The following is a 12,122-nucleotide window of genomic DNA, read 5'->3' as shown; positions in this document are numbered from 1 at the left end:
TTGCTGTGCGCGGCGGCGGGTGCGCGTCGCGGCGGTGGAGGCGCTGCGCGGCGGACGGGAGGCGCGGGTCGGCCCAGACCCGTGCCTCCCGTCCGCCTCCTGGGGACCACCAGGGCCGCGCGCACGCCCGCGGGTCCCGTTGCGGACAGCGGAATCGGGCGTACCTGGTCGTTCCTCTCGACCACGTACGCCCGATCCGGCGCGGCGTGCCGCTGACAGCGCGAGTCGCGGGTCAGGCGGCGCGCTGCTCGGCGGCGGGGGTGCCGACCTCGAGGACGCCGTTCGTCGACGTGAGCCGCTGCGGCTTCATGAACCACGCGACGACCGCCGCGGCGCCGAGCAGCACGCACGACAGGGCGAACGGCAGCTGCCAGTCGGACGCGTCGATGAGCAGCCCGAAGACAATGGGGGAGACCACGCCGGCGATGCCGAAGCCGGTGTTCATGAAGCCGGACGCGGTGCCGGACCACTGCGGGGCGACGTCCATCGGGATCGCCCAGAGGTTCGCGTTGCAGAGCTCCAGGAAGAAGAACGACAGCGCGAGCGAGATCGTCGCGACGAGCAGGCCCTGCCCGATGACGAGCGGGATGAGGCAGACGAGCGACCCGCCGAGTCCGATCACCAGGACGGTCCGTCGGGCGTTCCGGGTGTTGCCGCCGCGGTGGATGATCCGGTCGCTGAGCATGCCGCCGACCGTGTCCCCGACGACGCCGGCGAGCAGGATGAGCGTGGTGAACAGCGCGAAGTCGCCGATCTCGAGCCCGTAGGTCGAGCTGAGGAACGTCGGCAGCCACGTGAGGAACACCCAGAGGGTCCAGCCGTAGCCGAAGTCGACGAAGGTCACCGGCAGGATCTGCCGCGCCATCTGCCGCCACGGCACCGGCGGACGGGTCGCACGCGTCTCGACGGGCGGGAGCTCGTCGATCTCGACCTGCGTGATGCCCTTCGTGGACTCGGGCTTGTCGCGGAACCAGACGAACCAGACGATGCCCCAGGCGAAGGACAGGACCGCTGTGGCGAAGAACGCCCACCGCCAGCTGCCCGTCGAACCGATCACCCAGGCGACGAGCAGCGGGGCCAGCGCGTTGCCGAGCCGGGCCGCGGAGTGCACGACGCCCTGCGCGAAGCCGTTGCGGTCGCGGGGGATCCAGCGGGTCATGGCCTGGGTCGCGGTCGGGAACGCCGCGGCCTCGCTGAGCCCGAGGAGCGCCCGGGCCGCGAACAGGGTCCAGAAGCCGACCGCGAAGCCGGTCCACAGTGTCGCGACGCCCCACACCACGGTGATGACGAAGAGGGCCTTGCGCGGCCCGAACTTCTCGCTGATCGTGCCGCCGAACACCTGCAGCAGCGCGTACGGCAGCGAGAACGCGGACACGATCAGGCCCGCGGTGGCCTCGTTGAAGCCGAACTCCTCGGTGATGTGCGGCAGCGCCGTCGAGATGTTCGTCCGGTCGATGTACGAGATCGCGTACATGCAGCAGAGCAGGAGGAGCACTCGTCCGCGGATGCGTCCGCGGAACGGGGTGCCCTTCGTCGGTGCGGCGGGGGTCGCCGTCGTCATGGGGCCTCTTCGGGTGTGGCTCGTGCTGGCTCGTCGGGGACGTGCGGAGCGATCGGGTTGCTGAACGGACCGGACGCTATGCCCGCTGGTTATCAGCGGACTTGGAGGCTGCTTGGCGAGGACGATACGCCCAGGGCGAGCAGGGGCGCCGGTGTCAGGGGTGCCGACTACCGTTGATCCCATGGGTGTTGCGATCGAACCGACCCGAGCGGTACGTCCGTTCGAGGTCATCAGCGAGTACACGCCGAGTGGCGACCAGCCTGCGGCCATCGCCGAGCTCGCCGGGCGCATCAACGCCGGTGAGACCGACGTCGTGCTGCTCGGTGCGACCGGTACGGGCAAATCGGCGACGACCGCGTGGCTCATCGAACAGGTGCAGCGGCCGACACTCGTGCTCGCGCACAACAAGACCCTCGCCGCGCAGTTGGCGAACGAGTTCCGCAGTCTGATGCCGAACAACGCGGTCGAGTACTTCGTGTCGTACTACGACTACTACCAGCCCGAGGCGTACGTCCCGCAGACGGACACCTTCATCGAGAAGGACTCCTCGGTCAACGCCGAGGTCGAGCGGCTCCGGCACTCGACGACCAACTCGCTGCTCAGCCGGCGCGACGTCGTCGTCGTGTCGACGGTGTCCTGCATCTACGGCCTCGGCACACCCGAGCAGTACATGAACGCCTCGGTGGCACTGCACGTCGGGCAGACGATCTCGCGCGACCAGCTCGTGCGCAAGTTCGTCTCGATGCAGTACCAGCGCAACGACGTCGACTTCGCTCGCGGTACCTTCCGCGTGCGCGGCGACACCATCGAGATCATCCCGATGTACGAAGAGCACGCCATCCGGATCGAGATGTTCGGCGACGAGGTCGAAGCGCTCTCCTCCCTGCACCCGCTGACCGGCAACGTGATCAACGACCTGCCCGCCGTGTCGATCTTCCCGGCGTCGCACTACGTCGCCGACACCGACGTCATGCACCGCGCCATCGTCGACATCAAGGCGGAGCTCGCCGAGCGCCTGGCCGAGCTCGAGGGACAGGGCAAGCTGCTCGAGGCCCAGCGGCTCCGCATGCGCACCACGTTCGACATCGAGATGATGGAGCAGATCGGCTTCTGCTCCGGCATCGAGAACTACTCGCGGCACATGGACGGCCGCGTCGCGGGCGAGGCACCGCACTGCCTCATCGACTACTTCCCCGACGACTTCCTCATCGTCATCGACGAGTCGCACGTCACCGTGCCGCAGATCGGCGCGATGTACGAAGGCGACGCCTCGCGCAAGCGCACCCTCGTCGACCACGGGTTCCGGCTGCCGAGCGCCCTCGACAACCGTCCGCTGCGGTTCGAGGAGTTCCTCGACCGCGTCGGGCAGAAGGTCTTCCTGTCGGCGACGCCCGGTCGGTACGAGCTCGGCATCACGGACAGCGTCGTCGAGCAGATCATCCGCCCGACCGGCCTCGTCGACCCCGAGATCGTGGTGAAGCCGAGCGACGGCCAGATCGACGACCTGCTCGAGGAGATCAAGCAGCGCGTCGACAAGGACGAGCGCGTGCTCGTCACGACCCTGACGAAGCGCATGGCGGAAGAGCTGACCGACTTCCTCGGCAACGCCGGTGTGCGGGTGCGGTACCTGCACTCCGACGTCGACACGCTCAAGCGCGTCGAGCTCCTGACCGAACTGCGACAGGGCGTCTACGACGTGCTCGTCGGCATCAACCTGCTGCGAGAAGGCCTCGACCTGCCCGAGGTGTCCCTGGTGGCCATCCTCGACGCCGACAAGGAAGGCTTCCTGCGGTCGTCCACGTCGCTCATCCAGACGATCGGTCGCGCGGCCCGCAACGTGTCGGGCCAGGTGCTCATGTACGCCGACAAGATGACCGACTCGATGAAGACCGCGATCGAGGAGACCGATCGTCGTCGCGAGAAGCAGGTCGCGTACAACCTGGAGCGCGGCATCGACCCGCAGCCGCTCCGCAAGAAGATCGCCGACATCACCGAGGTGCTGCAGCGCGAGAACGACGACACCAAGGCGCTGCTGCAGGGTCGTCCCGGCGCCGACGGTCGCCGCTCGCCCACGCCCAACCTGAAGCGCGGCGGCATCGCGGGCGAGGGTGCGACCCAGCTCGAGGCGACGATCGGCGACCTCAACGACCAGATGCTGCAGGCGGCAGCGGAGCTGAAGTTTGAACTCGCCGCGCGACTCCGCGACGAGGTGCAGGACCTGAAGAAGGCGCTGCGGCAGATGGAGTCGGCCGGGCATGTCAGCTGAAGATCGCCGCACGGTCGTCGTCACCGGGGCGAGCGCGGGCCTCGGGTACCACGCGGCCGAGCAGCTCGCCGCGTCGGGGCACCGGGTCGTGCTCGCCACCCGCGACCGGGGTCGGGCCGCAGCGGCGGAACAGAGCATCCGGCGGCACGTGGACGGGGCCTCGTTGGCGCACGTGCAGCTCGACCTCGCCGATCTCGACTCCGTCCGTGCCGCCGCCGACGAGCTCGCGGCCCTCGAACCGGACGGCGTCGACGCGGTCGTGAACAACGCCGGCGTCGTCGGGGCCTCGACCCCGAGCACCACCGCACAGGGCACCGAGCTGCAGATCGGCACGAACCACCTGGGGCACTTCGCCTGGACGGCGCTGACGATGCCGCTGCTCGAACAGCGTGGCGGTCGCGTCGTGCACCTCGGGTCGATCGCACACCGGTGGGCCAGCCTCGACACGGGCGACCCGTTCCGCGTCGGCCACTACTCCAGCTACCGGCAGTACGGCCGCAGCAAGCTCGCGGTGATGCTGTTCGGCTTCGAACTCGCCCAGCGGTTGGCGGATGCGGGTTCGTCCGTCGCCAGCGTGGTCGCGCACCCCGGGCTGTCGCTCGACGCGCTCTCGCCGGAGCGCCCGGACGTCGCACCGTCGCGCCCGGAACCCGCGTGGACCCGGCCTGCGCAGCGGCTGTACGCCCAGGGCAAGGACGCCGGTGCCGAACCCCTCGTGCACGCTGCGGTCGCCGCGGACGTGCGCTCGGGGGAGTACTGGGGCCCGGTCGGGTGGATGCAGCTGCGCGGACCCGCAGCCGTGGTCCGTGCCGAGCCGCGCGCCCACGACCGGACCGCCGCCGCTCGGCTCTGGACGGCCAGCGAGCGTCGTTCCGGGGTCGCGTTCGCTCTCGACGCACTCGGCTGACCACCGACTCGCGGGCGGATGTCGGACCCCTTTCGTAGAATCGACGGCGATGACAATCACCTCTGACCGCGGCACCGCGACCTCGGGCCGGAACGCCTTCGGCGAGCCGACCGACCCCCACCTCCCCGGCGTGACCGTCCCGACCGGCTCCTCGACGCTCAGCGTCCGCGGGGCCCGGGTGCACAACCTCCGGAACGTCGACCTCGAGATCCCCCGTGACTCCCTCGTGGTGTTCACCGGCCTGTCCGGATCCGGCAAGTCGTCACTGGCCTTCGACACGATCTTCGCCGAGGGCCAGCGACGCTACGTCGAGTCCCTGTCCGCGTACGCCAGGCAGTTCCTCGGCCAGGTCGACCGGCCCGACGTCGACTTCATCGAAGGGCTGTCGCCCGCGGTGTCGATCGACCAGAAGTCGACGAACCGGAACCCGCGGTCGACGGTGGGCACGATCACCGAGGTCTACGACTACATGCGTCTGCTCTGGGCGCGCATCGGGGTGCCGCACTGCCCGACGTGCGGCGAGGTCATCAGCAAGCAGACCGTGCAGCAGATCGCCGACCAGCTCATGGAGTTCGAGTCCGGCACACGTTTCCAGGTGCTCGCCCCGGTCATCTCCAAGAAGAAGGGCGAGTTCGTCGACCTCTTCCAGGAACTCGCGGCGTCCGGCTACGCCCGCGCGATCGTCGACGGTGAGCGCATCCAGCTCAGCGACCCGCCGAAGCTCAAGAAGCAGGTCAAGCACGACATCTCGGTGATCGTCGACCGTCTCGTGTCGAACGAGGACATCCTCGGTCGGCTCACCGACTCGCTCGAGACGGCACTGCGCCTGACCGGTGGCACCGTCGGCATCGACCTGGTCGACCACGACGGACCCGGCGCCGTGCGCACCTACTCTGAGAACCTGTCGTGTCCGAACAACCACCCGCTCGCGCTGACCGAGATCGAGCCCCGCACGTTCTCGTTCAACGCGCCGTTCGGTGCCTGCCCGGAGTGCTCCGGGCTCGGCACGCGCATGTCGGTGGACCCGGACCTGGTGCTCGGCGACCCCGATGCCTCGCTGCGCGACGGCGTCCTGCTGCCCTGGACCGGCGCGAGCGGGCTGTACTCGTACTTCGAGAAGCTCCTGGCCGGCCTCGGCAAGGACCTCGGGTTCACGCTCGACACCCCGTGGAGCCAGCTCGACGCCTCGGTGCAGGCCGCGATCCTGACGGGCAAGGACTTCCAGGTGTCGGTGTCCTGGCGCAACCGCTTCGGCCGCGAGATGCGCTACACCAGCGGGTTCGAGGGCGTCATGCCCTACATCGAGCGCAAGTTCGCCGAGGCCGAGTCGGACTCGCAGCGCCAGCGCTTCCAGGGCTACCTGCGCGAGGTCCCGTGCCCGGTGTGCGAGGGCACACGCCTCAAGCCCGAGGTCCTGGCGGTCACGGTCGACGGCCGCAGCATCGCCGACGTCACCGACATGTCCCTCGACAACGCGTACGCGTTCATGGACACCCTGACGCTCACCGACCGCGAAGCGCACATCGCCGCGGCGGTCCTGCGCGAGATCCGGGCGCGCCTCGAGTTCCTGCTCGAGGTCGGCCTGAACTACCTGACCCTGGCGCGCGGCGCCGGTGGGCTGTCCGGTGGCGAAGCACAGCGCATCCGCCTCGCGACGCAGATCGGCTCCGGCCTGACCGGCGTGCTGTACGTGCTCGACGAGCCGAGCATCGGGCTGCACCAGCGCGACAACCGCCGTCTCATCGACACCCTGGTCAAGCTCAAGGACCTCGGCAACACGCTGATCGTCGTCGAGCACGACGAGGACACCATCCGCACGGCCGACTGGGTCGTCGACATCGGCCCCGGGGCCGGCGTCAACGGCGGCAACGTCGTGCACTCGGGCTCGTACGAGGGCATCATCGCGAACCGCGAGTCGGTGACGGGGGACTACCTCGCCGGCCGTCGTGCGATCGAGGTCCCGGCCGAGCGTCGCAAGGTCAACCTGAAGCGCACCATCAGCGTGCAGGGCGCGCGGGCGAACAACCTCAAGACGATCGACGCCGACTTCCCGCTCGGGGTGTTCACCGCGGTCACCGGCGTGAGCGGGTCGGGCAAGTCCACCCTGGTCAACGACATCCTGTACAAGGTGCTCGCGAACCAGCTCAACGGCGCCCGGCACATCGCCGGCAAGCACACCCGTGTCAAGGGCCTCGACCAGCTGGACAAGGTCGTGCACGTCGACCAGGCACCGATCGGCCGCACGCCGCGGTCGAACCCGGCGACCTACACGGGCGTGTTCGACCGGATCCGTCAGCTGTTCGCCGAGACACCCGAGGCGAAGACCCGTGGCTACCAGCCCGGTCGGTTCAGCTTCAACGTCAAGGGCGGCCGGTGCGAGAACTGCTCCGGCGACGGCACGATCAAGATCGAGATGAACTTCCTGCCCGACGTCTACGTCGCGTGCGAGGTCTGCGGCGGCGCGCGCTACAACCGCGAGACGCTCCAGGTCCACTACAAGGGCAAGAGCATCTCCGAGGTCCTGGACATGCCGATCAGCGAGGCGGCCGAGTTCTTCGAGCCGATCTCCGCGATCCACCGGTACATGGCGACGCTCGTCGACGTGGGCCTCGGGTACGTCCGTCTCGGCCAGAGCGCGACCACGCTCTCCGGCGGCGAGGCACAGCGCGTCAAGCTCGCCACCGAGCTGCAGCGCCGCTCGAACGGCCGCACCGTGTACGTGCTCGACGAGCCGACGACGGGTCTGCACTTCGAGGACGTCCGCAAGCTGCTCATCGTGCTGCAGAGCCTGGTCGACAAGGGCAACACCGTCATCACGATCGAGCACAACCTCGACGTGATCAAGTCAGCCGACTGGGTCATCGACATGGGCCCAGAGGGTGGCGCCGGCGGCGGTACGGTGCTCGCCACCGGCACCCCGGAGCACGTGGCCGACGTGCCGGAGAGCTTCACGGGCGTCTTCCTGCGGGAGATCTTCGACGCACAGGACGCTCGGGTCGGCAAGCAGCAGGCGGTGGAGGCCCGCACGGCGAGCCGACCGGGCAAGTCGACCAAGCAGAAGGCGGGTGCACGGTAGGTGGCGGACACCGTTCCGTGGCGCCCGAAGGCGGGGGAGATCCCGACCGACCCGGGCGTCTACCGCTGGCGTGACGAGGCCGGCCGGGTGCTCTACGTCGGCAAGGCGAAGAACCTCCGCGCCCGGCTGAGCAACTACTTCGCACCACTGCCGACGCTGCACGAACGCACCCGGCGCATGGTGCTGACGGCCCGCAGCGTGGAGTGGACGACGGTCGGCTCCGAGATCGAGGCACTGCAGCTCGAGTACACCTGGATCAAGGAGTTCGACCCGCCGTTCAACGTCAAGTTCCGTGACGACAAGTCGTACCCGTACATGGCGATCACCATGGCGGACGAGGCCCCACGGGTGATGGTCACGCGGAACCGGAAGATCAAGGGTGCGAAGTACTTCGGGCCGTACCCGAAGATCTGGGCGGTGCACGACACCATCGACCTGATGATCAAGGTGTTCCCGATCCGCACCTGCTCGGACTCGTCGTACAAGCGCGCGATGCAGACGGGAAAGCCCTGCTTCCCCGGGCAGATCGGCAAGTGCGGAGGCCCCTGCTCGCAGCGCGTCACCATCGAGGAGCACCGTGCGCTCGTCGAGGAGTTCGTGCGGTTCATGAACAGCTACGACCGCCGGGTGATCACCGAGCTGCGTCAGCGCATGGGCGCCTCGGCCGACGCCATGCAGTACGAACAGGCCGCGAAGTTCCGCGACCAGGTCGAGGCGCTCGAGGCCGTGCTCGAGAAGTCCGCCGTGGTGCTCCGCGATTCGGTCGACCTCGACCTGTTCGGCATCGCCGAGGACGAACTCGCCGCCGCCGTCCAGCTGTTCTCGGTCCGTGGCGGGCGCATCCGCGGTGTCCGCGGATGGGTCGTCGACAAGGAGCTCGACATCTCGACCGGTGAGCTGGTCGAGCAGATCGTGCAGGGCGTCTACGCCGACAACGAGCTCACACCGGCCGCCGTCGCCGAGGAACCCCCGCGCGAGGTCGTGGTGCCGACCCTGCCCGAGGACGCCGACGCGCTGCAGCAGTGGCTCAGCGAACGACGGGGCGGCCGCGGCACGAAGCTCAGCACGGCGCAACGCGGTGACCGTGCCGGCCTGGCCCGCACGGCCGCGCAGAACGCCGCCCAGGCGCTGATGCTCTACAAGACGAAGCGGTCCGCCGACTACACGACGCGCTCCGCGGCCCTCGCCGACATCCAGGACGCCCTCGGCATGACCGAGGCCCCGCTCCGCATGGAGTGCTACGACATCTCGCACCTGCAGGGCACGAACGTCGTGGCGTCGATGGTGGTGTTCGAGGACGGCCTGCCCCGCAAGGACCAGTACCGCCGCTACACGATCGCCGAGACCACCGACGACACCGACAGCATGTACCAGGTGCTCACCCGGCGCCTGGCGCGCCTCGACGAGGACGCCGACCTGCCGGACGTCCCCGACGTGACGAGCGCCGAGGTGGTCGAGGGCTCCAAGCCCTCGAAGCGGTTCGCCTACCGCCCGCAACTGCTCATCGTCGACGGTGGACAGCCCCAGGTGCAGGCCGCCAAGCGTGCGCTGGACGAAGCCGGGGTGCGTGACATCGCGCTGGTCGGCATCGCGAAGCGTCTCGAGGAGCTCTGGCTGCCCGACGACGACTTCCCGGTGATCATGCCGCGCAACTCCGAGGCGCTCTTCCTCATCCAGCGCATCCGCGACGAGGCGCACCGGTTCGCGATCACGCACCAGCGCACCCGCCGCAAGCGCGACGTGCGGTCCCGGCTGTCGGAGATCCCCGGGCTCGGGCCGTCGCGGGTGAATGCGCTGCTCAAGCACTTCGGATCCGTGGCACGGCTGCGCGAGGCCACGGCCGACGAGATCAGCGAGGTCAACGGTGTCGGTCCGGCGACCGCCGCGGCGGTCGTCACGAAGCTGCAGCAGACCCCGACGAGCGCGCCGGCCACCAGTGCGGCGAGCCCGACGAGCGCGCCGGACGCCGAGACGGACCTCACGGACACCGCGGACCCCGCGGACCCTGCGGACGCTGCGCCGCTCCCCGGGGGCCCGGTGCGGGTCCCCGACGTGACCCACGACGGTCCGCAGCTGCCCACGTGACGCATCCCGTGCCTCCCGACACCTGTCGGGCGATACCCTGGTCCCGCAGCCGAGACCTCCCCGGGCGACGCGCCCGGGCCGCCACGACGGAGTCCACTCCCAGATGACCGACAGCGCCACAGCGACCGCGCACGCGTCGCAGCACGACATCCTCATCGTCACCGGCATGTCCGGGGCCGGGCGTTCGACGGTCGGCAAGGCCCTCGAAGACCTCGGCTGGTACGTCGTCGACAACCTGCCGACGCAGATGCTGGCACCGCTCACCGAGCTGGCCGACCGCGCCGGCGAGAAGATCCCGAAGATCGCCACGGTCGTCGACGTCCGCGGCGGACGGTTCTTCACGGACCCGGAGCACGCGGTCGAACAGGTGCGGTCGACCACGTCCGCACGGGTCCGGGTGCTGTTCCTCGAAGCCACCGACGCCGTCCTGGTGCGGCGCTTCGAGCAGGTCCGACGACCCCACCCGCTCCAGGGCGAGGACACCCTGCTCGACGGCATCGCGCGCGAGCGGACCCGGTTGGCCGGTCTGCGCGAGGCATCCGACATGGTGATCGACACCTCGGACCTCAACATCCACCAGCTCGCGAACACCGTCACCGAGCAGTTCGCTGACGATCACTTCGTGGGTGTTCAGGTGACGCTCATGAGCTTCGGGTTCAAGTACGGACTGCCCGCCGACGCCGACATGGTGGCCGACGTCCGGTTCCTGCCGAACCCCTACTGGGTCCCGGAACTCCGGGCCCACACGGGCCTCGACCAGCCCGTCTCGGACTACGTCCTGGCCCAGGCCGGAGCCCGTCCGTTCGTCGATCGGTACGTGTCCGTGCTCGAGCCGGTGCTCGAGGGGTACCAGCGCGAGAACAAAAGACACGCTACGATCGCCATCGGCTGTACCGGCGGGAAGCACCGCTCGGTCGCCATCGTCGCCGAGTTGGCGAACCTCCTCCGCGGGATGCCTGGCGTCGCCGTGCGTGTGAAGAACCGAGATCTCGGCCGGGAGTGACCGTCCCTCCGGCCGCTCCCCACGTACGTGCCGCCGGAATCGCGGGACCACCAGATGAACGTTAGGAATGATGCTGTGCCGTTGACTGCCGAGGTCAAGGACGAACTGGCCAGGGTCGCCGTGAACCGCAACACGGTCCGCGCCGCCGAACTGGCCACGATCCTCCGGTTCGCGGGTGGCCTGCACGTCATCTCGGGCCGCATCGCGGTCGAGGTGGAGCTCGACACCCGGATCATCGTGCACCGGGTCCGCAAGGACCTCGCCGAGCTGTACGGCGTCCGCAGCGAGGCGTCGGTGGGCTCGTCCGCGTCGTCCCGTCGTGGCACCCGCTACCTGGTCCGCGTGCTCGAGGCGGGGGAGACCCTCGCACGCCAGACCGGTCTGATGGACGCCCGTCGTCGCCCCGTCCGCGGGCTGCCGAACCGGCTCACCACGGGCAACCGCGAGGACCTCGCCGCGATCTGGCGCGGTGCGTTCCTCGCCTCCGGCACCCTGACCGACCCGGGCCGGGCCGCAGCGCTCGAGGTCACGTGCCCCGGCAACGAGGCCGCCATGGCCCTCGTCGGCGCCGCGTCGCGTCTCGGCGTCGCCGCGAAGGGCCGCGAGGTCCGTGGCGTCCACCGCGTCGTCATCCGCGACGGCGAGGCCATCGGCCAGATGCTCACGGTGATGGGCGCCGCCCGCACCACCGCCGACTGGGAGGAGATGCGGCAGCGTCGCGAGGTCCGTGCGACCGCGAACCGCCTCGTCAACTTCGACGACGCTAACCTCCGCCGCTCGGCGCAGGCCGCCGTCGCCGCCTGCGCCCGCGTCGAGCGCGCGCTCGAGATCCTCGGCGACGAGGTCCCCGACCACCTGCAGTACGCCGGCGCGCTGCGCCTGCAGCACCGCGACGCGTCGCTCGACGAGCTCGGCCAGCACGCCGATCCGCCCATGACGAAGGACGCCATCGCCGGTCGCATCCGCCGACTCCTCGCCATGGCCGACAAGCGCGCGTCCGACCTCGGCGTCCCCGGGACGGAAGCGAGCGTCCCCGAGGAGCTCGAGGGCGTCTGAGACGGGTCGTCCGACCTGCATGACGGGAGGCGGGGGGGCCGCGGGGCCCCCCCCCCCCCGCCCGGGGGGGGGGGGGGCCCCCGCCCCCCCCCCCCGCGGGGGGGGCCGGGGGGGCCCCCCGCCCGGCGGGCCCGCAAACCCCCCCGCCGGGGCGGGGGCGGCAGCGGG

General features: G+C 70.0%; 7 protein-coding genes. 6 read left to right on the top strand and 1 reads right to left on the bottom strand.

From position 1 onward, the window contains the following. Positions 1-232: 232 nt before the first annotated feature. Positions 233-1,561, bottom strand: a complete 1,329-nt coding sequence (locus ACIPV1_RS03690) for an MFS transporter (protein WP_123937832.1) — start codon at positions 1,559-1,561, stop codon at positions 233-235. 193 nt (positions 1,562-1,754) lie between these two features. Here ACIPV1_RS03690 and uvrB point away from each other — a divergent pair, with 193 nt between their 5' ends. The 6 genes from uvrB to whiA all read left to right on the top strand — a co-directional run bounded on the left by uvrB (position 1,755) and on the right by whiA (position 11,954). Next, positions 1,755-3,827, top strand: coding sequence for an excinuclease ABC subunit UvrB (gene uvrB, locus ACIPV1_RS03685; RefSeq protein ID WP_111084166.1), 2,073 nt, complete (start codon positions 1,755-1,757; stop codon positions 3,825-3,827). Further along, positions 3,817-4,734 (top strand): SDR family NAD(P)-dependent oxidoreductase, encoded by a 918-nt coding sequence (locus ACIPV1_RS03680; protein WP_123937834.1) that lies wholly within the window; start codon positions 3,817-3,819, stop codon positions 4,732-4,734. The genes uvrB and ACIPV1_RS03680 overlap by 11 nt, the downstream gene beginning before the upstream one ends. Positions 4,735-4,783: 49 nt before the next feature. Further along, positions 4,784-7,810, top strand: coding sequence for an excinuclease ABC subunit UvrA (uvrA, locus tag ACIPV1_RS03675; RefSeq protein ID WP_228505224.1), 3,027 nt, complete (start codon positions 4,784-4,786; stop codon positions 7,808-7,810). Continuing rightward, positions 7,811-9,895 carry an excinuclease ABC subunit UvrC gene (uvrC, locus tag ACIPV1_RS03670; protein WP_402725773.1) on the top strand — a complete coding sequence of 695 codons (2,085 nt, stop codon included), beginning with the start codon at positions 7,811-7,813 and terminating at the stop codon, positions 9,893-9,895. Between the two features lie 103 nt (positions 9,896-9,998). After that, on the top strand, positions 9,999-10,898 hold the full coding sequence (gene rapZ / locus ACIPV1_RS03665) for an RNase adapter RapZ (protein ID WP_111083956.1): 900 nt from the start codon (positions 9,999-10,001) through the stop codon (positions 10,896-10,898). 75 nt (positions 10,899-10,973) lie between these two features. Then, positions 10,974-11,954: a DNA-binding protein WhiA gene (whiA, locus tag ACIPV1_RS03660; RefSeq protein WP_402725772.1), complete on the top strand. Its 981-nt coding sequence runs from the start codon at positions 10,974-10,976 to the stop codon at positions 11,952-11,954. Positions 11,955-12,122 lie beyond the last annotated feature (168 nt).

This window comes from Curtobacterium sp. NPDC089991 (assembly GCF_044748425.1).
GTDB lineage: Bacteria > Actinomycetota > Actinomycetes > Actinomycetales > Microbacteriaceae > Curtobacterium.
Note: the sequence above shows the minus strand (reverse complement) of the source record. Positions and strands in the feature narration are given on the sequence as shown.

Bases quoted from the DNA above. Each gene is read 5' to 3' on its own strand.
- ACIPV1_RS03690 (WP_123937832.1), bottom strand. From the start codon at position 1,561: ATGACGACGGCGACCCCCGCCGCACCGACGAAGGGCACCCCGTTCCGC.
- rapZ (WP_111083956.1), top strand. From the start codon at position 9,999: ATGACCGACAGCGCCACAGCGACCGCGCACGCGTCGCAGCACGACATC.
- uvrA (WP_228505224.1), top strand. From the start codon at position 4,784: ATGACAATCACCTCTGACCGCGGCACCGCGACCTCGGGCCGGAACGCC.
- ACIPV1_RS03680 (WP_123937834.1), top strand. From the start codon at position 3,817: ATGTCAGCTGAAGATCGCCGCACGGTCGTCGTCACCGGGGCGAGCGCG.